This is a genomic window from Pseudomonas soli (genome assembly GCF_021283165.2).
Taxonomy (GTDB): Bacteria; Pseudomonadota; Gammaproteobacteria; order Pseudomonadales; family Pseudomonadaceae; genus Aquipseudomonas; species Aquipseudomonas soli.
Map to the genome: position 1 here is coordinate 4,959,021 of NZ_CP128543.1, position 24,883 is coordinate 4,983,903.

Consider the following 24,883-nt stretch of genomic DNA (forward strand, 5'->3'; position numbering starts at 1 on the left):
TGCCTTCGATAACAACAGACAAAGCAAGGTAACCCCGACATGCGCACTCTCCTTCTCGCTCCCCTGATGCTGGCCGCCAGCGTGGCCAGTGCCGCCGACTCGGTGAAGATCTATAACTGGTCGAGCTATATCGCCCCGGACACCCTGAAGCACTTCCAGCAAACCACCGGCATCAATCCCACCTACGACGTGTTCGACAGCAACGAGACCCTCGACGGCAAGCTGATGACCGGCAACTCCGGCTACGACGTGGTATTCCCCTCCAACCACTTCATGGCCCGGCAGATCCAGGGCAAGGCCCTGAAGCAGCTGGACAAGTCGCAACTGCCCAACTGGAAGAACCTCAACCCGGTGCTGCTCAAGGCCCTGGAGGTCAACGACCCGGGCAACCAGTACGGCTTCCCGTACCTGTGGGGCAGCACCGGCATTGGCTACAACATCGACAAGGTCAAAGCGGTGCTCGGCGACAATGCGCCCATCGATTCGTGGGACCTGTTCTTCAAGCCCGAATACCTCGCCAAGCTAAAGAGCTGCGGCGTGGCGGTGCTGGACAACGGCCCCGAGCTGCTGCCGATCGCCCTGCACTACCTGGGCCTGCCCCACCACAGCCAGAACCCGGCGGACTACGACAAGGCCAAGGCGTTGCTGATGCAGGTGCGCCCGTATATCAGCTACTTCCATTCCTCGAAGTACACCGGCGACCTGGCCAATGGCGACGTGTGCCTGGTGGTGGGTTTCTCAGGCGACGTGCTGCAGGCGAAGAACCGAGCCGAGGAGGCCAAGAACGGGGTGAAGGTGGGCTACTCGATCCCGAAGGAAGGCGCGCCGATGTGGTTCGACATGGTGGCCATGCCGGCCGATGCACCTGACGAGAAGGCCGGGTATACGTACATGAACTACCTGTTGCAGCCGGAAGTGATGGCCAACATCAGCAACTTCGTGCAGTACGCCAATGGCAACCAGCAGGCGGATGCGCTGGTGGACCCGGCGCTGAAGGGCAACACGATGATCTACCCGAGTGACGACGTGATGGGCAAGTTGTATGCGCTGGAAGCGATGCCGGCGAAGATCGACCGCATCAGGACGCGGATCTGGACCAGCATAAAAGCCGGCAACTGACATACGTCAGTTACAAGCTTGAAGCTGCAAGCGACAAGAAAAAGGCGGGCCTTTCCGGGCCCGCCTCTTCTTGACACTCGCAGCTTGACGCTTGTAGCTGCTCTTAGTGGTGCTCGCGAGTCGCGCGGAACTTCACATCCGGCCAGCGCTCTTCCATCAGCGCCAGGTTGACCCGGGTCGGGGCCAGGTAGGTCAGGTGACCACCGCCGTCGATGGCCAGGTTCTCCACCGCCTTGTTCTGGAATTCCTCGAGCTTCTTCTTGTCGTCGCAGCTGATCCAGCGCGCCGACCAGACGGTGATCGGCTCATAGGCGCACTCGACCTTGTACTCTTCCTTCAGGCGGCTGGCGACCACGTCGAACTGCAGCACACCGACCGCGCCGAGGATGATGTCGTTGCTGCGCTCGGGGAAGAACACCTGTGTCGCGCCCTCTTCGGCCAGCTGCTGCAGGCCCTGGCGCAGCTGCTTGGATTTCAGCGGGTCCTTCAGGCGCACGCGGCGGAACAGCTCCGGGGCGAAGTGCGGGATGCCGGTGAAGCCCAGCGCCTCGCCTTCGGTGAAGGTGTCGCCGATCTGGATGGTGCCGTGGTTGTGCAGGCCGATGATGTCGCCGGCATAGGCCTCTTCCAGCTGCTCGCGCTCGGAGGAGAAGAAGGTCAGGGCATCGCCGATGCGCACGTCCTTGCCAGTACGCACGTGGCGCATCTTCATGCCCTTCTCGTACTTGCCCGAGCAGATGCGCATGAAGGCGATACGGTCACGGTGTTTCGGGTCCATGTTCGCCTGGATCTTGAACACGAAGCCGGTGAATTTCTCTTCCACCGGTTCCACGGTGCGCTCGTGGGCGACACGGGCCAGTGGGCGCGGCGCCCAGTCGACAACCGCGTCGAGCACATGGTCGACACCGAAGTTGCCCAATGCGGTCCCGAAGAACACCGGGGTCAGCTGGCCGTTGATGAACGCGTCCTGGTCGAACTCGTGGCAGGCGCCCTGCACAAGCTCGAGTTGTTCGAGGAAGCGGTCGTACTCGTCACCCAGGTGAGCGCGGGCTTCATCGGAGTCGAGCTTCTCGATGATCTTCGCCTCGGTGCGCTCGTGGCCATGCCCCGGGGTGTAGACGATGATGTAGTCGCCGGCCAGGTGATACACACCCTTGAAGTCGCGGTAGCAACCGATCGGCCAGGTGATCGGCGCGGCCTTGATCTTCAGCACCGCCTCGATTTCGTCGAGCAGTTCGATCGGGTCGCGGATGTCACGGTCGAGTTTGTTGATGAAGCTGACGATCGGCGTGTCGCGCAGGCGGCACACATCCATCAGGGCAATAGTGCGCGGCTCGACGCCTTTACCGCCGTCGAGCACCATCAGCGCCGAGTCCACCGCGGTCAGGGTGCGGTAGGTGTCTTCCGAGAAGTCTTCGTGGCCGGGTGTGTCGAGCAGGTTGATCATGTGCTCGCGGTAGGGGAACTGCATCACCGAGGTGGTGATGGAGATGCCGCGCTGTTTCTCCATTTCCATCCAGTCGGAGGTGGCGTGGCGGTCGGACTTGCGCGACTTCACGGTACCGGCGACGGCAATGGCCTTGCCCATCAGCAGGAGCTTCTCGGTGATGGTGGTCTTACCGGCGTCGGGGTGGGAAATGATTGCGAAAGTGCGGCGCTTCGCGACTTCGGCGGCCTGGTTGGTCATGGGAAATCGCCTGACTGGGGATTCAAAAAGGGGCGATATCATACCTGAAGTCGGGGCGCGGGCCAAAACCGAAGATACGAAAGGCGGCCCGAACATGGCATTCGAGGAATCACGACAGCCACGCATACATCGCCTAGCCCAGGGCCATCCAACGTCGCGTCGGCAAACGCCTCGATAGCAGGTACTTCAACGCCTCCACTTAATATCCGCGCTTTTTTTTCGCGTGAAAATTCCTACAGCCCAGTGATTAACACTGGCCAAATGCCGCCCCAGATGGGAACCTTTACGCCCACGGAGACGTCCACTCCCCTGCAAGCCGCTTCGCTTCAGGGCTGGTTTCACCTGCTTCACGAGCCCGACGGGGTTCGGCTCATGGCCTGATGCCGCGCATCGGCTGCTACTCGCGAGCACACCACCCGCCGCCAGGAATGGCCGGCCGCACGGGGGTGTGATCGCCGACTATAAAAAAGGAGTCCGCCTGTGGCTGCACGCTACGGAAAAGGGCTGTTGGGATGGGCCGCCGTGCTCGTCATCCTGGCCCTGCTGGTCCACTGGATCGGCATCGACACGATCGCCCGCTACCGCGACGATCTTGGGTTCTACCTGCAAGCGCACCTGATCCTGGTGCTGGCTTCGATGGCGGCGGCGCTGGCCGTGGGCATCCCCGCCGGCATTGCCTTGAGTCGACCGCATCGGGTCGACAAGGCCGAGCGCTTCATGCAGCTGTTCAACGTTGGCAACACCATTCCTCCCCTGGCCGTCCTGGCCATTGCCCTGAGTATCCTGGGCATCGGCGCAGGTCCTGCGATCTTCGCACTGTTCCTCGCCTCCCTCCTGCCCATCGTGCGCAACACCTACGAGGGCCTGAAAAACGTCCCCGCCTCGCTCAAGGAAGCCGCCACCGGCATCGGCATGACCGCGCGCCAGCAGTTGTGGCAGGTCGAGCTGCCCAACGCCGTGCCGATCATCGTCGGCGGCGTGCGCGTGGCCCTGGCCTTGAACGTGGGCACCGCGCCGCTGGCGTTCCTGATCGGCGCCAACAGCCTGGGCAGCCTGATCTTCCCCGGCATCGCCCTGAACAACCAACCGCAGCTGCTGCTCGGCGCCGCCTGCACGGCGTTGCTGGCCCTGGCGCTCGATGCGTTGGTGAGTTTCTCCAGCAAGCGCTGGCTGGAACGTGGACTGGCCCAATAACAAGAGGCAAAGCATGAAGAAATCCATCGCCTTGTTCCTGGGCGCGGCCCTGCTTTGCGCAGGCGTTGCCCAGGCAGCGGAAAAACCACAGCTGCGCATCGGTGCCCGGGTGTTCACCGAACAGACCGTGCTCGCCGAGATCACCGCCCAGTATCTGCGCGCCAACGGCTTCGATGTGCGGGTGACCACCGGCCTGGGCAGCAATATCGCCCGCCAGGCCCAGGAAACCGGCCAGCTCGACCTGATGTGGGAATACACCGGCGTATCGCTGGTTTCGTACAACCATATCGACGAGCGCATGCCCGACGCCGCAGCCACCTATGCGCGAGTGAAAGAACTCGACGCGAAAAAGGGCCTGGTCTGGCTGACTCCGTCGAAGTTCAGCAACACCTACGCCCTGGGCCTGCCAAAGGCCGTCGCCGAGGCCTACCCGCAGATCAACTCGATCAGCGACCTCAACCAGGTGCTGCGTGACGAGCCCGACCGCAACCACCTGGTGGCGCTGGACACCGAGTTCGCCAACCGCCCGGATGGCCTGGTCGGCCTGCGCGAGCTGTACGAGCTGCCGCTGGACCGGCGCAACATCCGCCAGATGGACGGCGGCCTGGTGTACACCGCCATGCGCAACAACCAGGTGTTCGCCGGCCTGGTCTACACCACCGACGGGCGCTTGAGCGCGTTCGACCTCAAGCTGCTGGAGGACGACAAGCACTACTTCCCCGACTACACCGCCGCCCCGGTACTGCGCCAGGCCGTGCTCGACGCCCACCCTCGCCTGGCCACCCTGCTCAAGCCGCTGGCCGAGCAACTGGACGACGAGACCATGCGCCAGCTCAACGCCAAGGTCGATGTCGAGCACCAGAGCCCGACGGTGGTGGCCGCCGCGTTCCTGCGTGAGCACCCACTCAGCGAGGTACAGCCATGAACCTGCTCGACACCTTCGCCCACCTCGACTGGGCACAGGTCCTGCAACTGACCTGGCAGCACATCATGCTGGTCGGCATCGCGGTAAGCCTGGCGATCCTTGTCGGCGTGCCGCTGGGCATCCTGATGACCCGCTTCCCGGTGTTCGCCGGCCCCCTGCAGGCCAGCGCCACGGTGCTGCTGACCATCCCCTCCATCGCCCTGTTCGGCCTGCTGCTGCCGTTCTACTCGAAGTTCGGCCAGGGCCTGGGGCCGCTGCCGGCGATCACCGCGGTGTTCCTTTATTCACTGCTGCCGATCCTGCGCAACACCTACCTGGCCCTGACCAACGTCGAGCCCGGTATTCGTGAAGCCGCCCGCGGTATCGGCATGACCTTCGGCCAGCGCCTGCGCATGGTCGAGCTGCCCATCGCCGTGCCGGTGATCCTCGCCGGTGTGCGCACCGCCGTGGTGATGAACATCGGCGTGATGACCATCGCCGCGACCATCGGTGCCGGCGGCCTGGGCGTGCTCATTCTCACCTCCATCAGCCGCAGCGACATGTCGATGCTGCTGGTCGGCGCGGTGCTGGTCAGCCTGCTGGCGATCATCGCCGACCTGCTCCTGCAAGCCCTGCAACGTGCCCTGACTCCAGAAGGACTGCGCTCATGATCGAACTGAAGAACCTCAGCAAGACCTTCAACGTCAACGGCAAGGACGTCAAAGCCGTCGACTCGGTAAGCCTCACCGTCAACGAAGGCGAAATCTGCGTGTTCCTCGGCCCCTCCGGCTGCGGCAAGAGCACCACGCTGAAGATGATCAACCGCCTGATCACCCCGACCTCCGGGCAAGTGTTCATCGATGGCGAGGACACCACCGGCCTGGACGAGGTGACGCTGCGCCGGCGTATCGGCTACGTGATCCAGCAGATCGGCCTGTTCCCCAACATGACCATCGAGGAGAACATCACCGTGGTGCCGCGCCTGCTCGGCTGGGACAAGCAGAAATGCCATGACCGCGCCCGCGAGCTGATGCACATGATCAAGCTCGAGCCCAAGCAGTACCTGCAACGCTACCCGCGTGAACTGTCCGGCGGCCAGCAACAACGCATCGGCGTGATCCGCGCCCTGGCCGCCGAGGCCCCGGTGCTGCTGATGGACGAACCGTTCGGCGCGGTCGACCCGATCAACCGCGAGATGATCCAGAACGAGTTCTTCGAGATGCAGCGGGCCCTGAACAAGACGGTGATCATGGTCAGCCATGACATCGACGAAGCCATCAAGCTGGGCGACAAGATCGCCATCTTCCGCGCTGGCAAGCTGTTGCAACTGGATCACCCGGACACCCTGCTGGCACACCCGGTGGACGATTTCGTCAGCAACTTCGTCGGCCAGGACAGCACCCTGAAGCGCCTGCTGCTGGTGCGCGCCGAGGATGCGGCGGACAACGCGCCGTCGCTGAGCCCGGAAACACCGGTGAGCGAGGTGCTGGAGCTGCTGGATGAGCACGACCGCCGTTATGCAGTGGTGACAGACGCCGCGAACAAGGCGCTGGGCTATGTGCGCCGCCGCGACATGCACCGCCAGCAAGGAACCTGCGGTGCCTTCCTGCGTCCGTTCAATGCCACCGCGGCGCACGACGAGCACCTGCGCATCCTGCTGTCGCGCATGTACGAGTTCAACCGGGCGTGGTTGCCGGTGCTGGATGCCGAGCAGGTGTTCCTGGGCGAGGTGACGCAGGAGTCGATTGCGGCGTACCTGAGTTCTGGGCGCTCGCGCGGAGCGAAGACCTCGATCGTGTCGCCGGCCGAGGCAGTGACCTCCTGATAGAAAGCCGGGGGGCGCTTTGCGCCCCGGCAATCTTGGATCAGAACCCTACACTGGCCTGCACATAGAACGTGCGCGGCTCACCCACATAGATCCCCGCGTTGTTGTCGCTGGAGCGGGTGAAATACTGCTTGTCGAACAGGTTCTTCACCCCGGCGGCCAGCTTCAGGTTCGACAGCTGCGGCCCGAACGCATAGCCCCCCCGGGCATGCCAGGTGACGTAGCCCGGAATATCGCCATACTGCCCGTCGGCGCTTGGCTCGGTGATGTAGTTGCCGTTGAAACTGCCATTGGCGTTCATCCCGGTGCCCGGCGCGCGCTGCTTCGACTGGGCGTAGGCATCCAGGTTCCAGGTCCAGCGGTTGACCTCGTAGCGCACACCGGCGGTGGCCACCTGGCGCGAGTAGAACGGCAGGTCACGGCCCTTGAAGCTGGGGATCTCACCCTCGTAGGTGGCACGGGTGTAGGTGTACCCGGCATTCAGCGACAGCCCCTGCAGTCGTGGGTCCAGGCCGGACAGGTCGTAGCGCGCCGAGGCCTCGATACCCTGGTGCTTGGTCGCCCCGAGGTTGGTCCAGCCGACATCGTTGCTGATGTACTGCAGCTCATCGTCGAAGTCGATGTAGAAGGCTGTCAGCTCACCGGCCCAGTTGCCATTGTCATAGCGCGTGCCAATTTCGTAGGTCTTCGCCTTCTCCGGCTCCAGGCCATTTGCCGTGCTGTCGCCGGCGCCGCCCTGGCCCAGCTGGAAGTACTGCAGGCTGCCGAACGAGGTCTCGTAGTTGGCGAACAGCTTCCAGGCATCGGACATGTGGTACATCACGCTAAGTGCCGGCAGCGGTTCGTTGCTGGTGATGCTGCGGTTCTTCTCCAGCACCGGGCGGTAGTTGGCGTCCAGCACCGGTCGGTCGCGCCAGTCGGTGTTGATGTGCTCGAAGCGGATACCCGGGGTGATGGTCCAGTTGCCGACGTCGATCTTGTCGTCGATGTAGTAGGCGCTGGCCTCGGTGCCACCGCTGCGGTCCTGGAACACATGGCCGTCGGAGGTCGGGGTCACGGTCGGCACGTTGTCGACCAGCGCCAGGCGGGTGGACTGTTCGCGCATCGCTTCCTTGAGGTAGCGATAGCCGACGCTGACTTCCTGGGTGGTCGGGCCGACGAAGAAGATCCGCGACAGGCGTGGCTCGATGGCGAAGGTGTGGTAGTTGCGTGGGTACGAAGACAGGGTCTTCTGGTCGCGGGCGGCGATGGCGCTGCCACGGAAGCTGTCGGTGTAGTAGGTCAGCACCTCGAACTGTGTGGCGTCGTCGATCTGCCGCTGCCACTTGAACGACACGTCCTTGCGCCGGCCGCTGAAGTAGTCGTAATCGCGCACCGACTGGTACGGGTTGTGATCGTACTGGGCCTGGGTCAGGCCGCCCGGCATGTCGGCACGGCCGTCGTAGTAGTGGAAATTGAGCCAGAACTCATCGACATCGGTCGGAGCCCAGTGGGTCTTGAGCATCACATCGTCGATATCGTTGTCGTTGTTGCTTTCGCGATAGCCATCGCCATTCACGCCGGTATACAGCAACGCCACGCCCATGCCGTTGTCGGCGGTGCCGCCGACGAAGGCCGACTCGGTGTGCTTCCAGCCGCCATCGCGCGAAGTCTCGAGGGTGGTGGACAGCTCGCCGCTGGCCTTCTCGGGGATCGCCCGGGTGACGAAGTTGATCACCCCACCGACGTTCTGCGGGCCATAGCGCACCGAGCCTGCACCACGAACCACATCGATGCTGTCGAGGTTGCCCGAGGAGATCGGCGCCATCGACAACTGTGGTTGACCGTAGGGGGCGAAGGCTGCCGGGATGCCATCGATCAACACCGTCGAACGCGGCGACAGGCGCGACGTCAGGCCACGCACGCCGACATTCAGCGACAGGTCGCTGCCACCGGTGCCGTTGGAATCCTGCACCTGCACGCCCGGGATACCGCGCAGGGCGTCACGCACGTTCATCGTGCCCTTCTCCACCATCGCTTCACGGCGTACCACGGTGCGCGCGCCCGGGTGATTCTGCACCACGCTCTGCTCGGCGTCGCCCAGCCAGTCCCCGACCACCTTGATATCGGTGGGCGCCAGCTCCAGGCTACCGGTGGTCAGGGTGCCAGCGGCCTGGGCCGGCTTGACCACCACGGTGTCGGCGGACTGCTCAAAGGTCAGCCCGCTGCCTTGCAGCAGTTGCTGCAGGGCCTGCTCCGGCGCCAGGTTGCCGGACACCGCCGGGGCCTGCTTGCCATCCACCAGCTCGGGACTGAAGAACAGTTGCAGGTTGGTCTGCTGGCCCAATTGCTTGAGCGCGCCCGCCAATGGCTGGGCCTGGATCTGGATGTTGTCGGCGTAGCTGTTGCCGGCGGCGGCGCTGACCGCCAGGGCCAGCGCCAGGCGGCGCAGCTGGAGAAGGGAATTATTGTTGTTCACGTCTTCGATGGGTCCTGAGAGTCGGGATAAACGCCAACCGCACGCAAATGGAAATGCTTGGCAGTTGCAGCTGGCGGGGAAGACGAACGAACGGAAAAAAACCTGAGTCTATTTCAGAACAATTTCGCTGGAGCCGTCCGCAAGGGTCTTCACCCGCACCGGCAGGATGCTCGGCAAGGCCCGCAACAGGGCGTCCGGGTCGTCAGTGCTGAAGGTGCTCGACAGGCGCAGCGCGGCGGCCTTGCCGGGCGCCACATGCAGTGGCCGGGCACGGTAGCGCGAGACTTCCGCCACGACATCGCTCAGCGGCGCGTTGTCGAATACCAGCTTGCCCTGGCGCCAGGCGGTCACCGCGTTGGCATCGATGGCATAGGGCGCGGCGACCTTGCCCTGCGCATCGATATGCGAACCCTGGCCCGCAGTGAGCAGCGCCAGCGACTCGCCCGCGCCCTGTACCTTCACCGAACCTTGCTCCACCGCCACGCGGGTGCTGTTCGGATCCTGGCGTACATCGAAGCGGGTGCCGGTGACGGTGACATCGCCCTGGGCAGTGCTCACCACGAAGGGACGATCGCTGTCATGGGCGACGATGAACATCGCCTCGCCCGCGCCCAGGCGCACATGGCGCTGCCCCGCAGAGAACATCACCTGCACCTGGGTGGCACTGTTGAGCTCCAGCCGTGAACCGTCCGGCAGTTCGACCTGACGCCGCTCGCCCAGGGCCGTAGTCAACGTGTCCTTATGGTTGAGCTGTTGATACTGCCAACCTGTCCAGCCCAGCCCCAGCGCGACCACCGCCACGCCGGCCGCCAATGCCTGGCGCAGCAGGCGGCGGCGCGGCAACTGACGTACCGGCTCGGGCTGGCACAGCGCTTCGAGGCGTTGACGCGGAATGAAGTCGGCGGCGCGCCACAGTTGCGCCACGCGCTCGTACTCTTGCCGATTTGAGGGGTGCTGCGCCAGCCACGCCTGCAACGCCGCCTGCACGGCATTGTCGTGCGGCGCGTCCTGGGCGCGGGCGAACCAGCTGGCCGCCTGCTCGCCCACGGGATCGGGCGCGTGCTGTTTCATCGAAGGGGTCTCCTGACTCATCTGGCCGACACATCCAGGTGCTCACGCAGATGTCGGAGCGTGCGGATCATATACTTTTCGACCATGTTCTTGGTCAAACCCATGCGCTCGGCAATTTCGGCCTGGGTCAGGCCTTCGAGCTTCTGCCAGATGAACACCCTGCGGCAATTCAGCGGCAGCTCGGCCAGCGCACGCTCGACGCTGTCGGCCAGTTCCAGGGCATGTACATACGCTTCCGGGTCGTCCCCTGCGGCCATGCCCCCTGCGAAGGTCTCAAGCTCCAGGGCCTGGCGCCGGTCCTCGCGGCGAAAGCCGTCGACGGCGATGTTACGGGCGGTCTGGTGCAGATAGGCGCGTGGCTGTTCGACCTGCTCGCGCGGGTTTTCCAGCACCCGCACAAAGGCATCGTGGGTGAGGTCCTCGGCCTGCTGTCGACTGCGCAGTTTGCGCGTCCAGGTGCCGATCAGCTCTTGGTAATGGTCGAGGAAGCCTTTGGGTCCGGACACGGTCGGGGTCGTCAGGGAGGCAGATGAGGTCGCGAATAGTAATGTTTCTCATCAAGGACGGCAATCGACATGTCCCTTGCACGACCAATGGCCACGACGGGCTCTGCGTAACAAAAAATTTATGGCTAATTTTGCGGTAAAAACCGGGCTGAGCATGTGGCCATAAATTTGAACACTCCGTAACCATTCGCCGCTCTGCCTCAAACCCCGACAAACGGTCACCCAGGGTTTCCTCCGCCCTTTCGCAGCGAAACCAGAGCCATCATGCAAAGAATGAAGCTGTCAGCCGATCGCGGCCAGATCGCCACCTATTCCACAATTTTTTACGCTGGTGGCCTTTTCAGGAACCTACCGGGCGCACATCAGTCGGTTATCACAGCAGCAGCTCCGCGACAGGCGACGAGCACCCCGGGATTGCCTGTTGATATTGCCGTTTTCACGTCCTAAAGTGCGCGCCGAACGTCCATGCTGGAAACGATCCATCCGGCTCAAGTACTGACGACGAGACAGCAAGGTCATCCGCCTTTTCCGGCACGACTGACCTTTTTGCTTTCGGCGACATGCCTTGGGAAGTAGGCGAACCAAAGTGGGGATACGGAGGACGTTCAGTTGCTGCCACTTATCTTTTCAGTTTGCCCATGGAGCCCCTGAGCATGTCGATCCAGGTCGAAGACTACTTTGCGCGTGACACCTTCCAGAAAATGAAGGCGTTCGCCGACAAGCAGGAAACCCCGTTCGTTCTCATCGATACCCAGATGATCAGCCAGGCCTATGACGACCTGCGCGCCGGGTTCGAATTCGCCAAGGTCTACTACGCGGTCAAGGCCAACCCTGCGGTCGAGATCATCGACCTGCTGAAGGAAAAGGGCTCGAGCTTCGACATCGCCTCGATCTATGAACTGGACAAGGTGCTCGGCCGCGGCGTCAGCGCGGACCGTATCAGCTACGGCAATACCATCAAGAAGTCCAAGGACATCCGCTACTTCTACGAGAAAGGCGTGCGCCTGTACGCCACCGACTCCGAGGCCGACCTGCGCAACATCGCCAAGGCCGCGCCGGGCTCTAAAGTCTATGTGCGTATTCTCACCGAAGGCTCCACCACCGCCGACTGGCCACTATCGCGCAAGTTCGGCTGCCAGACCGACATGGCCATGGACCTGCTGATCCTCGCCCGCGACCTGGGCCTGGTGCCTTACGGCATCTCCTTCCACGTCGGCTCGCAACAGCGCGATATCAGCGTGTGGGACGCGGCCATCGCCAAGGTCAAGGTGATTTTCGAGCGCCTGAAGGAAGAAGACGGCATCGAGCTGAAGCTGATCAACATGGGCGGCGGCTTCCCGGCCAACTACATCACCCGCACCAACAGCCTCGAGACCTACGCCGAAGAGATCATCCGCTTCCTCAAGGAAGACTTCGGCGACGACCTGCCGGAAATCATCCTCGAGCCTGGCCGTTCGCTGATCGCCAACGCCGGCATCCTGGTCAGTGAAGTGGTGCTGGTGGCACGCAAGTCGCGCACTGCCGTCGAGCGCTGGATCTACACCGACGTGGGCAAGTTCTCCGGCCTGATCGAAACCATGGACGAGGCGATCAAGTTCCCGATCTGGACCGAGAAGAAAGGCGAGGCCGAGGAAGTGGTGATCGCCGGCCCGACCTGCGACAGCGCCGACATCATGTACGAGAACTACAAGTATGGCCTGCCGCTGAACCTGGCCATCGGCGACCGCCTGTACTGGCTGTCCACCGGTGCCTACACCACCAGCTACAGCGCGGTGGAGTTCAACGGTTTCCCGCCGCTGAAGGCTTACTACCTGTAATGCACAACGGGGCCGCAAGGCCCCGTTTTCAATTCTATCGCGGGGCAAGCCCACGCCCGTCGTGAATACCCGTGGAAGCGGGCTTGCCCCACGATATGACCGGAACAGACATACTCAAGTACCACGCTGTTCGATCTCTTCGGCATAACGCGCCGCAAAAGCCATCAAGACCGGCCCCGCCCCCTGCAACGTCACCAGCGCACTGCGCAGGAAATTCAGGCTGCCCTCGACCCTGGCCCGGTCCAGCCAAGGCCCGGCCTCGGCTATCTGCCCCCGCTCGACCAGCACCAGCGCCAGGCTGAACATCCCGCGGAAATCCCCCGCCTCGGCAGAACGCCGGTACCAGCGCATGGCCCGCACCGGGCTCGCGGCGGTGGCAATGCCCTGCTCCAGATACCGCCCATACAGGTTCATCGACTTGGCATGCCCCAACTGCGCGGCTTTCTCGTAGCACATCAACGCCTGGGACTGGTTGGCGGCCACCCCACGACCGGTGGCCAACAGGTTGGCCAGGTTGTACATCCCCCAGTCCAGCCCGGCGTCGGCCGCCCGGGCATAGTGAATGGCTGCCTGGGCGAGATCCACCTCGCCCCCCCAGCCGTGCTCGAGGCAACGGCCAAGCATGTTGTGGGCCATGGCGCTGCCGCCCTGGGCGGCAATGGCGAACCAACGGCGGGCCACGGTGGCATCCTCTTCGATACCGCGCCCATCGAGCAGGATCTGCCCGAGCAACAGCTGCGCCTCGACCGCCCCCTGCCCCGCCGCCGTGAGGATCGCCTGCGCGGCCTGCCCCGGGCTGTGCTCGAGCATCGCCTTCAGCCCGGCGACATCCACCACTTCCTCACGGCGCAATTGATAAGACACGGCTCAGACCTCGGCCCAGCGGCGCAGCAGGTTGTGGTAGGTGCCCGTCAGTTGCAGCAGCGACGGGTGCTCCGGCACATCGGCGCCGAGCTGGCGGATGGCATTGTCCATCTCGAACAGCAAGGTGCGCTGGCTGTCCTCGCGCACCAGGCTCTGGGTCCAGAAGAATGCCGCATAGCGCGCCCCGCGGGTGACCGGGTTGACCTTGTGCAGGCTGGTGCCGGGGTACAGCACCAGGTCGCCGGCGGCCAGCTTGACCTGGCGCACGCCGTAGGTGTCCTGGATCACCAGTTCGCCGCCGTCGTAGCTGTCCGGGTCGCTGAGAAACAGCGTCGAGGACAGGTCGGTACGCACGCGCTCCGGGCTGCCCTTGGGCTGGCGCAGGGCATTGTCGATATGGAAGTCGAAGCTGCCGCCCTCGCGATAGCAGTTGATCAGCGGCGGGTACACCTTGTGCGGCAGCGCCGCGGACATGAACAACGGGTTGCGCCACAGCCGCTCGATCAACGCACTGCCGATCTCCTTGGCCAGCGCATGGCCCTCGGGCAACTGCAGGTTGTGCTTGGCCTTGGCCGACTGATAACCGGCAGTGATCTTGCCGTCGGCCCAGTCGGCCTGCTCCAGGGCCTCGCGAATGCGCAGGATTTCGTCGGCCTCGAACAGGCCTGGGATGTGAAGCAGCATGGCGACGGCACCGAGAGCGTTAGGGGCGTCAATGATATTGATTACCTTTTACTCACCACAAGCCCCTTTCACCCCCCTTTCACCAGGGCAAGACGCACGAGACCGTTAAAACCGTAAGGCCAAATTGTAAAGAATGTAAATTCCCGGCGAATGGTAACGCTTCTCAATTGTTCCTTACATTCGCTTACATTAACATCCGCGGCCTTCATACCTTGGGGAAGGTCTACAACAATGCGTCACGTGCCATCTGCTGTGAGTTCACCACGTCTGCTCGCCTCCGCCATCGGCATGGCGATCACCGCCACCTCGGCCTATGCCGCCGACCCGGCCGCCAGCAACGCCATCACCCTCGACGCCACCAGCGTCAATGGCAAGGCCGAACAGGCAAGCACCGAGTACAGGGTCGACAAGGCCTCGTCGCAGAAGTACACCGCGCCATTGGTGGACACGCCGCGCTCGATCACGGTAATTCCCCAGCAGGTGATCAAGGACACCAACGCCATGTCCCTGCAGGACGCCCTGCGCACTGTGCCCGGGATCACTTTCGGCGCCGGCGAAGGCGGCAACCCGCAGGGCGATCGCCCCTTCATCCGCGGCTTCGACGCCCAGGGCGACACCTACCTGGACGGCGTGCGTGACACCGGCGCCCAGACCCGCGAAATCTTCGCCATCGAGTCTGTCGAAGTGGCCAAGGGGCCGAACTCGGCCATTGGTGGCCGCGGTGCAGCCGGCGGCACCATCAACCTGGTGAGCAAGCGCGCGCACCTGGGCAACTCGCTGGACGGCGCCTGGACCTGGGGCAGCGACCAGACCCAGCGTTACACCTTCGACGGCAACTACCAGTTCAGCGACAGCGTCGCCGGGCGCCTGAACCTGATGACCCACGAGAGCAACGTCGCCGGCCGCGACAAGGTCAACTACGACCGCTGGGGCATCGCCCCGTCGCTGGCGTTCGGCCTGGGCACGCCGACCCGCGTCAATCTCGACTACTACCACCTGGAAAGCGACGACCTGCCGGATTCGGGCATCCCCTACAGCGTGCCACGGGCTGGCAGCACCGCACGCACCTCTGCCCATCCGGACAAACCGGTGGACGGCGGCGACAGCGACAACTTCTACGGCTTGACCGGCCGCGACTTCCGCAAGACCCGTGTCGATATCGCGACCTTCGCCATCGAGCACGACCTGTCCGACACGCTGACCATCAAGAACACCCTGCGCCACGGCAACAGCATGCAGGACTATGTGCTGACCCAGCCTGACGACAGCGCCGGCAACGTCAACAACAACGGCGTCTGGCGTCGCGCCAACACCCGTGTGGGCAACACCGCCACCACCACCAACCAGACCGACCTGTTCGGCGAGTTCTACCTGGGCGGCCTGAAGAACAGCTTCTCCACCGGCGTCGAGTTCACCAAGGAAGAGTCCGACCGCCAGAGCTACACTGTCACTCCCAACAGCAAGCTCACCTGCACCGGGCCGGGCAGCGGCGGCAGCTGCACCTCGCTGGACAACCCGAACCCGGACGATGCCTGGGTCGGCACCGTCGCGCGCAACTACGCCGGCACCAAGACCAGCAGCAAGACCCGCGCACTCTACGTGTTCGACACCCTGGAGCTGACCCCGCAGTGGCTGCTCAACATGGGCCTGCGCTATGACCACTTCGACACCGACTACCGTGGCTACAATGCCGACGGCAGCACCGCGGTGAGCGCCAAGGGCGTGCCCGCCAAGGGCCAGGACACCAGCGAGTTCATCACCGGCCAGCTGGGCCTGGTGTGGAAGCCAGCCGACAACGGCAGCATCTATGTGTCCTATGCCACCTCGGCCACGCCGCCTGGCGCCATGCTCGGCGAAGGTACCGAAGGCAACCCGCTGGGCAACACCACCGACCGCTCCGGCAACCTGCTGGGCAGTGACATGGAGCCGGAAGAAACCACCAACTACGAGCTCGGCACCAAGTGGGACCTGCTCGACCAGCGCCTGTCCCTGGCAGCGGCGCTGTTCCGCACCGAGAAGGAAAACGCCCGGGTCCAGGTCAACACCAACACCTACGAGAACGTCGGTGAAACCCGCGTGCAAGGCATCGAGCTGTCGGCCAGCGGCAAGCTGACCGACAAGTGGCAGGTGTTCGCCGGCTACACCTACATGCAGGCCCGCCAGATCGACGGTGGCCCGCTGGGCAAGGCCAACGACGGCAACCAGCTGCCCAACACGCCGAACAACAGCGCCAGCCTGTGGACCACCTACCAGCTGACGCCCAGGTTGACAGTCGGTGGCGGCGCCTTCTATGTCGACGACGTCTACGGCAGCGTGGCCAACACCACCATGGTCGACAGCTACGTGCGCTACGACGCCATGGCGGCCTACAAGCTGACCAAGAACATCGACCTGCAGTTGAACGTGCAGAACCTCACCAACGAGGTCTACTACGACAAGGCCTACTCCACCCACTTCGCCAACCAGGCAGCGGGACGCACGGCATTGCTGACCACCAGCGTCCACTTCTAAAAGCCGCACCCCGGGCCCCGTTCAATCGATTGAACGGGGCTTTTGCGTATCAAGGCATAATGCACGCCGCGCAGTTGCTGGCGGCAAGACAAGGTGATCGATGTGGTGAAGAAGACGCTGTTCCAATTGCACTGGTTGCTTGGCATCACCGCCGGCCTGGTTCTGGCGCTGATGGGCATCACCGGCGCGATCTGGTCATTCCAGGAAGAACTGCTGCGCGCGTTCAACGCCGAGGTGCTCAAGGTCGAGGTACGCCAGGAAGGCGTGCTGCCGCCGGCCGAGCTGGTGCGTCGGGTCGAGGCCGCGCAAGGCGACCAGGTCTCCATGCTCTGGGTCGATACCCGCGACGGCAACGCGGCGCGGATCTTCTTCACCCCGGCCCCCGGCGAGCGCCGTGGCGCGCTGCGCTACGCCGACCCATACACCGGCGAGCTCAAGGGTGAAGTCGCAGGCCTTGGCTTTTTCAACCTCATGCTCAACCTGCACCGGTTCCTGGCCATGGGCGACACCGGCCGGCAGATCACCGGCGCCTGCACCCTGATGCTGATCTTCTTCTGCCTCTCCGGGCTGTACCTGCGCTGGCCGCGCAAGGCCCTGAACTGGCGGACCTGGCTGACCCTCGACTGGGCAAAGAAAGGCCGCGCCTTCAACTGGGACCTGCACGCGGTGTTCGGCACTTGGTGCCTGCTGTTCTACCTGCTGTTCGCCCTTACCGGGCTGTTCTGGTCCTACGAGTGGTACCGCGCGGGCCTCAACCGCCTGCTGGCCGACCAGCCTGCGGCGGGCGAGCAGAAACGCGGCGAAGGCCGTGGCGGTCGTCATGGCCCGCCCAAAGTGGACAAGAACGCCCCGCCTCGGGTGGTGGACTATGACGCCATCTGGGCCAACCTCAAGGCAGCCGCAGGCCCGGACCTGGCCACCTACAACCTGCGCCTGCCGCCGGCCGGCGGCCAGCCCGCGACGCTGTTCTACCTGCTGCGGGGCGCCGAGCACGAGCGGGCCTTCAACACCCTGACCCTCGACCCGGCCAGCGGTCAGGTCAAGCGTCACGAACGCTATGCCGACAAGTCGTTCAAGGCGCAACTGCTGCAAAGCGTCTATGCCCTGCACGTCGGCGAGTACTTCGGCCTGCCCGGGCGCATCATCGTCACCCTCGCCAGCCTGACCATGCCGCTGTTCTTCGTCACCGGCTGGTTGCTGTACCTCGACCGCCGCCGCAAGAAACGCCAGGTACGCGCCGCCCGTGGCGCGGTGGGTGATCAGGGCAACGCCGGCGACAGCTGGCTGATCGGTTTCGCCAGCCAGAGCGGTTTCGCCGAACAGCTGGCCTGGCAGAGCGCCGGCCAGCTACAAGCTGCCGGCTTGCCGGTGCAGGTCCGTCCGCTGGCCGAGCTGGGCGAAGCCCAATTACGCAATGCCAACCGCGTACTGTTCGTGGTCAGCACTTTCGGCGACGGTGAAGCCCCGGACAGTGCCCGCGGCTTCGAGCGCAAGGTCCTCGGCCAGCCGTGGGCGCTGGAGCACCTGGACTACGCCCTGCTCGCCCTGGGTGACCGCCAGTACCCGCACTTCTGCGGCTTCGCCCGCCGCCTCCAGGCCTGGCTCGGCGAGCGCGGCGCCACCTGCGCCTTCAGCCCGGTGGAAGTGGACAATGCCGACCCTGCCGCGCTTGCGCTGTGGCAACAGGAACTGACGCAACTGACCGGCACTCTTCCGGTCGCTGCCTGGCAACCACCGAGCTTCGGCAACTGGCGCCTGCTGCGCCGTGAACTGCTCAACCCGGGCAGCCAGGGCGCGCCGGTCTACCTGCTGGGCCTGCAGGCGCAAATGCCCGCAACCTGGGAAGCAGGCGACCTGATCGAGATCCTGCCGCGCAATGGCCAGCCCCGTGTCGATGCCTTCCTGGCAGGCCTGGGCCTCGACCCTCGTTGCCCGGTGCAACTCGACGGCCTGCAGGAAAGCCTGGCGCAGGCCCTGGCCAGCCGCCAGCTACCGGTCGGCCGCGAACACCTGGTGGGCCTGCATGCCCAGGCGCTGGTCGATGCCCTGATCCCGCTGGCCGCCCGCGAATACTCGATTGCATCCATCGCCAGCGACGGCGCGCTGGAGCTGATCGTGCGCCAGGAGCGTCACACCGATGGCAGCCTGGGCCTGGGTTCCGGCTGGCTGACCGAGTACCTGCCACTCGATGGCAGCGTCAGCGCACGCCTGCGTCGCAACAGCGGCTTCCACCTGCCCGGCGAATCGGTCCCCCTGGTGCTGATCGGTAACGGCACCGGCCTGGCTGGCCTGCGCAGCCTGCTCAAGGCGCGCATCGCTGCGGGCGAGCAGCGCAACTGGCTGCTGTTCGGTGAGCGAAACCAGGCGCACGACCTGCTGTGCGGTGAGGAACTGCAAGGCTGGGTGGCAAGCGGCGACCTGCAACGGCTGGACCTGGCTTTCTCACGGGACCAGGCAGAGAAGATCTACGTGCAGGACGTGCTGTTGCAGCAGGCCGCCGAGTTCAAGCGCTGGGTCGATGACGGTGCTTGCGTGTATGTCTGCGGCAGTTTGCACGGCATGGCTGCCGGCGTTGATGCAGCGCTGCAGGGCATGCTTGGTGAGGTGCGGGTGCAGCAGCTGATCGAGGATGGGCGCTATCGGCGGGATGTGTACTGACTGAATAAAGCATCAGGGCAAGTCGGGGCGCCGTCCCGACTTGCCCTGCGATGGGGTCAATGCAATTCGAAGGTATCGGCATCCATGTTGGCCGGGAACCGCGCCCGATACGCGGCCAGCTCCGCCGCCCGCAGCACCACGGTGAACACCCCGTCGGCCTCGCCCGCGCTGAGCAGGCTCTCACCCTGGAAGTCCAGCACCTGGCTGTCGCCGGAGTAGGCGAAGCCCTTGCCATCGGTGCCGACCCGGTTCACCGCTGCCACGAAGCACAGGTTCTCGATGCCCCGTGCCGGCAGCAGCCGGTTCCAGTGCAGGCGCCGCGCCGCCGGCCAGTTGGCGGTGTACAGCAGCAGGTCGGTGTCCTGGGCATCGCGGCTCCACACCGGGAAACGCAGGTCGTAGCAGATCAGCGGGCGAATCCGCCAGCCCTTGAGCTCGAACTGCACCTGGCGCTCGCCCGGGGTGTAGTGCTTGTGCTCACCGGCCATGCGGAACAGGTGGCGCTTGTCGTAGTGCAGGATCTCGCCATCGGGCCGCGCCCACAGGAGGCGGTTGCGGTGGCTGCCGTCGGCGGCCTGGATGATCACGCTGCCGGTGATCACCGCGCTGGCTTTCTTCGCCTGGGCCTTGAGCCATTTGTAGGTCGGGCCGTTTTCCGGCTCGGCCAGGCTTTCGGACTCCATCGAAAACCCGGTGGTGAACATTTCCGGCAGGACCACCAGGTCCACCTCACCGGCCTGGGTGATCAGTTCCTCGAAGTGCGCGTAGTTCGCCTCCCGGTCGTGCCAGGCCAGGGTGGTCTGCACCAGGGCGATTTTCAGGTTCGGCAGTTGGCTCAAATCGCGCATAGTCTTTCCGCTGCCTGGCGCAGCGTCTCCTCGCGTTTGGCAAAGCACAGGCGTACCAGGCGTTGCTCGGGGATGGGTTGCTGGTAGAACACCGACACCGGGATGCTGGCCACGCCATGCTCACGGGTCAGCCACAGCGCCATGTCGACATCGTTCAGGTCGGGGCGAATCTGCGAATAGTCCACCAGTTGGAAATAGGTGCCCGGGGTGCGGGTGAAGGTGAAACGCGAGGCCTGCAGTAAATCGCAGAACAGGTCGCGCTTGGCCTGGTAGAAGGCCGGCAGTTCGTCGATGTGCTCAGGGTGCTCGGCCATGAAGTCGGCCAACGCGCACTGCAAGGGCGTGACGCCGCAGAAGTTGACGTACTGGTGCACCTTGCGCAATTCGGCGCTGAGGGCCGGTGGCGCGACCACGTAGCCGGTTTTCCAGCCGGTGACGTGGTAGGTCTTGCCGAACGAGCTGATGACGAAGGCTTTGCTGTACAACTGCGCGTGGGCCAGCACGCTGGCGTGGCGCACACCGTCGTAGATCAGGTGCTCGTAGACTTCGTCGCTGACCAGGTAGATATCGCGGTTGCCGATCAACGCGGCCAGCTGGTCCAGGTCGTCGCGGTTGATCAACGCGCCGCTGGGGTTGTGCGGCGAATTGAGGATGACCATGCGCGTGCGCGGGCTCAACGCATCGCTGAACTTCTGCCAGTCGATGCTGAAGCTGCCGTCGCGCAGCGGCACATGCACGCAGCGGCCACCGGCCAGTTCCACCGACGGCTCGTAGCTGTCGTAGCTGGGGTCGAAGACGATCACCTCGTCACCGGGGTGGATCACCGCCTGGATCGCGCAGAAGATCGCCTCGGTGGCGCCGGGGGTGATGGTCACTTCCTGGTCGGCATCCACTGCCACGCCATACAGCCGGGCGATCTTGGCCGCAACCTGCTGGCGCAGGGCTGGCAGGCCAGTCATCGGCGAATACTGGTTATGCCCGGCGGCCACGTGGCGGCCAACGGCATCGAGCAGGGCCTGGGGGCCGTTGAAGTCAGGGAAGCCCTGAGACAGATTGAGCGCACCGGTCTGCATGGCCAGTTGCGACATGGTGGTGAAGATGGTCGTGCCGACGTTCGGCAGTTTGCTGCGGATCATGGAGCCCTCTTTCCTGGGGTTTGTCCGGCACGGGGGTGGATCCGAGCATAGCGGAACGAGCGGTCAGGAAAAAGGTTGAAACAATAGGGGGATTGCGGTGGATCAAAGAGCCCTATCGCCGGCAAGCCGGCTCCCACAGGTATTGTGGCTTGTGCTTACGCTGTGGGAGCCGGCTAGCCGGCGATGAAGCCAGCACGGAATCAGCGCTTGTCGCGGCGCTTCTTCTCGGCCTTCTTGTGGTGCGACATCAGGCGGCGCTTCTTGTTGACCTGGCGATCGGTGAGGGTGTTCTTCTTGCCCTCGAACGGGTTGTCACCACCCTTGTACTCGATACGGATCGGCGTGCCGACCAGCTTGAGCACCCGGCGGTAGGTGTTCTCCAGGTAACGCGAGTAGGAGTTGGGGATCTTGTCGGTCTGGTTGCCGTGGATCACGATCAGCGGCGGGTTGGCGCCACCGAGGTGGGCATAGCGCAGCTTGATGCGGCGGCCGTTGACCAACGGCGGCTGGTGCACGCTGATGGCGTCTTCGAGGATCTGCGTGAGGCGGCTGGTCGGCCAGCGGGTGACCGCCGACTTGAACGCGGCCTGCACCGACTTGTACAGATGGCCCACGCCGGTGCCGTGCAGCGCCGAGATGAAGTGGATGTCGGCGAAGTCGACGAAGAACAGCCGGCGCTCCAGCTCAGTCTTCACGTAGTCGCGCTCGCCCGGCTCCATGCCGTCCCACTTGTTCAGGGCGATGACCACGGCGCGGCCGGCGTCGAGGGCGAAGCCCAGCAGGTTGAGGTCGTGGTCGACCACGCCTTCGCGGGCGTCCATGACGAAGATCACCACGTTGGCGTCCTTGATCGCCTGCAGGGTCTTCACCACCGAGAACTTTTCGACTTCCTCGTGGATCTTGCCGCGCTTGCGCACACCGGCGGTGTCGATGAAGGTGTACTTCTCGCCATCACGCTCGAACGGAATGTAGATACTGTCGCGGGTGGTGCCCGGCTGGTCGTACACCACTACGCGCTCTTCGCCGAGCATGCGGTTGACCAGGGTCGACTTGCCAACGTTGGGGCGGCCGATGATGGCGATCTTGATACCGTCTTTCTCGCTCGGGCCGGGGATGCGCGTGGCTTCTTCGCCTTCGGCGACATCCTCGTCGAGGGCTTCTTCCTCGGGATCACGGGGAATATGGCCGAGCAGAGACTCCATCAGGGCGTTGATGCCGCGGCCCTGGGAGCCCGCCACCGGGATGGCGTTGCCCATGCCCAGCGGCGAGAACTCGGCGCGGGCGATATCGGGATCGATGTTGTCGATCTTGTTGGCGACCAGGATCGCTTCCTTGTTCCGCTTGCGCAGGTGATCGGCGATCATCTGGTCGGCGGCGGTCATGCCGGCCCGGGCATCAACCAGGAACAGCACGTAGTCGGCTTCCTCGATGGCCATCAGCGACTGCTCGGCCATCTTCTCGTCCATGCCCACCTCGTCACCGGTGATACCGCCGGTGTCGATCAGGATGTAGGAACGACCCTGCCAGCTGGCATCACCATACTGGCGGTCACGGGTCAGGCCCGACAGGTCACCGACGATGGCATCGCGGGTCTTGGTCAGGCGGTTGAACATGGTGGATTTGCCGACGTTGGGGCGGCCCACCAGGGCGATTACGGGAACCATGCGGCTCTCCACTCTTGAATTCTTGAAAATGCAAAGGCCGCTGCAAGGCAGCGGCCGGAGTTCGGGCGGCGTTTCCTACGCCGCAACCTGAGCCCGCGAACGGGCCCAAGCATAGCTTCAGCGGATGGTCAGTGCCTCGAGTTTGCCGCTGTTGCCGAAGACATAGATGGTGTCGCCGACCACCAGTGGGCGGGCGCGCAGGCCATCGCTGTCGATACGCTCACGGCCGACGAAACGGCCATCGACCTGGCTGAGCAGGTGCAGGTAACCCTCGAAGTCACCGACGGCCACATAGCTGGAGAAAACTTCCGGCGCCGACAGCTGACGGCGGGCCATGGAGTCGTTGCTCCACAGCGAGCTGGAAGAACGCTCGTCGACGCTCTGCACGGTGCCCGACGCTTCGCTGACATAGACGTTGCCGAAGCCCTGGGCGACACCCACGTAGCTGGAGGCATCGCGCTGCCACAGCACTCGGCCGCTTTCCAGGTCCAGGCCGGCGACGCGGCCCTGGTAGGTGCTGACGTACAGGGTGCCACCGGACAGCAGCAGGCCGCCGTCGATGTCTACCACGCGGTCCAGCTCGGAACGGCCCTGCGGCACAGCCACGCGGCTTTCCCACACTGGCACGCCGTTGCTGATGTCGACCGCCACCACCTTGCCGGTGGACAGGCCGGCAACGGCCAGGCGGTTGGTCACCACCGGCGCACCGGTACCGCGCAGGGTCAGTACGGCCGGGCTGTTCTCGTAGATCCAGCGACGGTCACCCGTGGCGGCGTCGAAGCCGACCAGGCGGTCGTCCTGGGTCTGCACCACCACCACGTCACCATTGTTGGCGGGCGGTGCCAGCACTTCGCTGGAGACGCGCGAGCGCCAGCGCTCCTCGCCGGTGCTGGAGTCCAGGGCAATGACCTCGCCCTTCAGGGTACCCAGCATGACCAGGCCATAGCCCACGCCCACGGCGCCGGAAACCGGCAGCTCGAGGTCCTTCTTCCACACCACGTCACCGGTGATGCGGTTCAGCGCGAAGACTTCGCCGTTGACGTCGGAAGCGTAGATGCGGTCGTTCTCGATGGCCGGCACCAGGGTGTTGTAGGTCTCACCCTGGCCGTCACCGATCGAACGGCTCCACTGCTTCTTCAGTACCACTTCCTCGGTGAACTTGGTCAGCTCGGCCGGGGGCAGTTCCTTCTTGCTGTTGCTGCTGCAACCCGCCGCCAGGACGGCGAGGGTGAGCACTGCTGCTTGTTTCCAACCCTTCACTTCAGGCGTCCCCTTTGGCCAGGTCATCCAGCTTCAGTTGCAGGCCACCGATCGCGGCGTCGTCGGACAGCGCGGCCTTGGCTTTTTCGTAGGCGCCGTGCGCGTCGTCGGCGCGGCCCAGCTGCACCAGCAGGTCGCCCTTGAGTTCTTCACGGCTGGCCAGGAAGGCCTTGTCGGTGTCGCCGTCGAGCAGCTTGAGGGCGTCCTCGGCCTTGTCCTGGGCCGCGAGCACACGGGCCAGGCGCTGGCGCGAAATCTCGCTCAGGGTGGCGTCAGCCGGCTTGTCCATCACGCTCTTGAGTTCGCTCGCCGCGTCGTCCAGCTTGCCGCTCTCGACCGCCACCTTGGCGACGAACAGGCTGCCGTACTGGGCGTAGGCAGTGCCGCCGAACTCGCTCTTGAGCTTGCCGGAAAGCTCCGCCACCTTGCTCGCGTCAGGCTTGCCATCCGGCGTCAGCGAGGTTTCCAGCAGGGCCTGGTACAGCGCCGAAGCGCCTTGGGACTGGTTGGCCTGGTACTTGTGCCAGGTCTGCCAGCCCATCACCACCACACCGGCCAGCAGGGCGCCGGTCAGCAGTGGCTTGCCGTTGCGGTTCCACCAGTCCTTGGCCGCTGCCAGGCCTTCATCATCGGTACTCGACACCCCAATACTCCTATTCGCCTATTCGTTGTCGGAC

At 64.4% G+C, this 24,883-nt stretch carries 19 protein-coding genes; 8 read left to right on the forward strand and 11 right to left on the reverse strand.

Features of this window, described 5'->3' with window-relative positions:
- The first annotated feature begins 39 nt into the window (after positions 1–39).
- Positions 40–1,119, forward strand: coding sequence for a polyamine ABC transporter substrate-binding protein (locus tag LU688_RS22850; RefSeq protein WP_160290937.1), 1,080 nt, complete (start codon positions 40–42; stop codon positions 1,117–1,119).
- Positions 1,120–1,222: 103 nt separating this feature from the next.
- On the opposite strand, the gene LU688_RS22855 is transcribed toward LU688_RS22850, so the two are convergent.
- A complete protein-coding gene (locus LU688_RS22855; RefSeq protein ID WP_023629783.1) occupies positions 1,223–2,806 on the reverse strand; it encodes a peptide chain release factor 3 in 1,584 nt (527 codons plus the stop codon).
- Between the two features lie 480 nt (positions 2,807–3,286).
- Here LU688_RS22855 and LU688_RS22860 point away from each other — a divergent pair, with 480 nt between their 5' ends.
- The 4 genes from LU688_RS22860 to LU688_RS22875 are packed head-to-tail and all read left to right on the forward strand — an operon-like array spanning position 3,287 to position 6,729.
- On the forward strand, positions 3,287–4,000 hold the full coding sequence (locus LU688_RS22860; RefSeq protein ID WP_038706760.1) for an ABC transporter permease: 714 nt from the start codon (positions 3,287–3,289) through the stop codon (positions 3,998–4,000).
- Between the two features lie 13 nt (positions 4,001–4,013).
- Positions 4,014–4,925: a glycine betaine ABC transporter substrate-binding protein gene (locus tag LU688_RS22865; RefSeq protein ID WP_160290936.1), complete on the forward strand. Its 912-nt coding sequence runs from the start codon at positions 4,014–4,016 to the stop codon at positions 4,923–4,925.
- Positions 4,922–5,575, forward strand: coding sequence for an ABC transporter permease (locus LU688_RS22870; RefSeq protein WP_023630617.1), 654 nt, complete (start codon positions 4,922–4,924; stop codon positions 5,573–5,575). Before LU688_RS22865 ends, LU688_RS22870 begins: the two co-directional genes overlap by 4 nt.
- A complete protein-coding gene (locus tag LU688_RS22875; protein ID WP_232887995.1) occupies positions 5,572–6,729 on the forward strand; it encodes an osmoprotectant ABC transporter ATP-binding protein OsmV in 1,158 nt (385 codons plus the stop codon). Before LU688_RS22870 ends, LU688_RS22875 begins: the two co-directional genes overlap by 4 nt.
- A 40-nt stretch (positions 6,730–6,769) precedes the next feature.
- On the opposite strand, the gene LU688_RS22880 is transcribed toward LU688_RS22875, so the two are convergent.
- The 3 genes from LU688_RS22880 to LU688_RS22890 form a co-directional block, all read right to left on the reverse strand.
- Complete coding sequence (locus LU688_RS22880) at positions 6,770–9,187, reverse strand: TonB-dependent siderophore receptor (RefSeq protein WP_160290935.1); 2,418 nt, start codon at positions 9,185–9,187, stop codon at positions 6,770–6,772.
- 108 nt (positions 9,188–9,295) lie between these two features.
- Positions 9,296–10,258 carry a FecR family protein gene (locus LU688_RS22885; RefSeq protein ID WP_038706761.1) on the reverse strand — a complete coding sequence of 321 codons (963 nt, stop codon included), beginning with the start codon at positions 10,256–10,258 and terminating at the stop codon, positions 9,296–9,298.
- 17 nt (positions 10,259–10,275) lie between these two features.
- Positions 10,276–10,764 carry an RNA polymerase sigma factor gene (locus LU688_RS22890; RefSeq protein ID WP_038706762.1) on the reverse strand — a complete coding sequence of 163 codons (489 nt, stop codon included), beginning with the start codon at positions 10,762–10,764 and terminating at the stop codon, positions 10,276–10,278.
- Between the two features lie 653 nt (positions 10,765–11,417).
- Here LU688_RS22890 and LU688_RS22895 point away from each other — a divergent pair.
- Entirely contained in the window at positions 11,418–12,581 is a 1,164-nt protein-coding gene (locus LU688_RS22895) for a type III PLP-dependent enzyme (protein ID WP_025337787.1), read from the forward strand.
- A gap of 114 nt (positions 12,582–12,695) precedes the next feature.
- Here LU688_RS22895 and LU688_RS22900 read toward each other — a convergent pair whose 3' ends face one another.
- Together LU688_RS22900 and LU688_RS22905 are read right to left on the reverse strand one after the other, a co-directional pair.
- Positions 12,696–13,445, reverse strand: a complete 750-nt coding sequence (locus LU688_RS22900) for a tetratricopeptide repeat protein (RefSeq protein ID WP_160290934.1) — start codon at positions 13,443–13,445, stop codon at positions 12,696–12,698.
- A gap of 3 nt (positions 13,446–13,448) precedes the next feature.
- The gene (locus LU688_RS22905; protein WP_160290933.1) at positions 13,449–14,129 is read right to left on the reverse strand and encodes a Fe2+-dependent dioxygenase; all 681 of its coding nucleotides are present in this window, start codon (positions 14,127–14,129) and stop codon (positions 13,449–13,451) included.
- A 231-nt stretch (positions 14,130–14,360) separates the two neighbouring features.
- Between LU688_RS22905 and LU688_RS22910 the strand changes: the two genes are divergently transcribed.
- Both LU688_RS22910 and LU688_RS22915 read left to right on the forward strand, forming a co-directional pair.
- On the forward strand, positions 14,361–16,640 hold the full coding sequence (locus tag LU688_RS22910; protein ID WP_160290932.1) for a TonB-dependent receptor: 2,280 nt from the start codon (positions 14,361–14,363) through the stop codon (positions 16,638–16,640).
- 102 nt (positions 16,641–16,742) lie between these two features.
- Positions 16,743–19,298, forward strand: a complete 2,556-nt coding sequence (locus tag LU688_RS22915; RefSeq protein WP_160290931.1) for a sulfite reductase flavoprotein subunit alpha — start codon at positions 16,743–16,745, stop codon at positions 19,296–19,298.
- A 56-nt stretch (positions 19,299–19,354) separates the two neighbouring features.
- Here the strand turns inward: LU688_RS22915 and LU688_RS22920 are convergent, their stop codons facing one another.
- The 5 genes from LU688_RS22920 to LU688_RS22940 all read right to left on the reverse strand — a co-directional run bounded on the left by LU688_RS22920 (position 19,355) and on the right by LU688_RS22940 (position 24,849).
- Entirely contained in the window at positions 19,355–20,146 is a 792-nt protein-coding gene (locus LU688_RS22920) for an amidohydrolase (protein ID WP_094011721.1), read from the reverse strand.
- Positions 20,134–21,282 (reverse strand): pyridoxal phosphate-dependent aminotransferase, encoded by a 1,149-nt coding sequence (locus LU688_RS22925; protein WP_023630728.1) that lies wholly within the window; start codon positions 21,280–21,282, stop codon positions 20,134–20,136. Before LU688_RS22925 ends, LU688_RS22920 begins: the two co-directional genes overlap by 13 nt.
- A 200-nt stretch (positions 21,283–21,482) precedes the next feature.
- Positions 21,483–22,946 carry a ribosome biogenesis GTPase Der gene (der, locus tag LU688_RS22930; protein ID WP_023630727.1) on the reverse strand — a complete coding sequence of 488 codons (1,464 nt, stop codon included), beginning with the start codon at positions 22,944–22,946 and terminating at the stop codon, positions 21,483–21,485.
- Positions 22,947–23,063: 117 nt separating this feature from the next.
- Positions 23,064–24,233 (reverse strand): outer membrane protein assembly factor BamB, encoded by a 1,170-nt coding sequence (gene bamB, locus LU688_RS22935; RefSeq protein WP_094011722.1) that lies wholly within the window; start codon positions 24,231–24,233, stop codon positions 23,064–23,066.
- Positions 24,208–24,849, reverse strand: a complete 642-nt coding sequence (locus LU688_RS22940; RefSeq protein WP_038706767.1) for a tetratricopeptide repeat protein — start codon at positions 24,847–24,849, stop codon at positions 24,208–24,210. The genes bamB and LU688_RS22940 overlap by 26 nt, the downstream gene beginning before the upstream one ends.
- Between the last annotated feature and the right edge of the window lie 34 nt (positions 24,850–24,883).

What these genes read in the sequence shown, in the direction of transcription:
- LU688_RS22855 (WP_023629783.1), bottom strand. Translation starts at nt 2,806, where the DNA reads ATGACCAACCAGGCCGCCGAAGTCGCGAAGCGCCGCACTTTCGCAATC.
- der (WP_023630727.1), bottom strand. Translation starts at nt 22,946, where the DNA reads ATGGTTCCCGTAATCGCCCTGGTGGGCCGCCCCAACGTCGGCAAATCC.
- LU688_RS22895 (WP_025337787.1), top strand. Translation starts at nt 11,418, where the DNA reads ATGTCGATCCAGGTCGAAGACTACTTTGCGCGTGACACCTTCCAGAAA.
- LU688_RS22925 (WP_023630728.1), bottom strand. Translation starts at nt 21,282, where the DNA reads ATGATCCGCAGCAAACTGCCGAACGTCGGCACGACCATCTTCACCACC.
- LU688_RS22905 (WP_160290933.1), bottom strand. Translation starts at nt 14,129, where the DNA reads ATGCTGCTTCACATCCCAGGCCTGTTCGAGGCCGACGAAATCCTGCGC.
- LU688_RS22885 (WP_038706761.1), bottom strand. Translation starts at nt 10,258, where the DNA reads ATGAAACAGCACGCGCCCGATCCCGTGGGCGAGCAGGCGGCCAGCTGG.
- LU688_RS22850 (WP_160290937.1), top strand. Translation starts at nt 40, where the DNA reads ATGCGCACTCTCCTTCTCGCTCCCCTGATGCTGGCCGCCAGCGTGGCC.
- LU688_RS22920 (WP_094011721.1), bottom strand. Translation starts at nt 20,146, where the DNA reads ATGCGCGATTTGAGCCAACTGCCGAACCTGAAAATCGCCCTGGTGCAG.
- LU688_RS22875 (WP_232887995.1), top strand. Translation starts at nt 5,572, where the DNA reads ATGATCGAACTGAAGAACCTCAGCAAGACCTTCAACGTCAACGGCAAG.
- LU688_RS22910 (WP_160290932.1), top strand. Translation starts at nt 14,361, where the DNA reads ATGCGTCACGTGCCATCTGCTGTGAGTTCACCACGTCTGCTCGCCTCC.
- LU688_RS22870 (WP_023630617.1), top strand. Translation starts at nt 4,922, where the DNA reads ATGAACCTGCTCGACACCTTCGCCCACCTCGACTGGGCACAGGTCCTG.
- bamB (WP_094011722.1), bottom strand. Translation starts at nt 24,233, where the DNA reads ATGACCTGGCCAAAGGGGACGCCTGAAGTGAAGGGTTGGAAACAAGCA.
- LU688_RS22865 (WP_160290936.1), top strand. Translation starts at nt 4,014, where the DNA reads ATGAAGAAATCCATCGCCTTGTTCCTGGGCGCGGCCCTGCTTTGCGCA.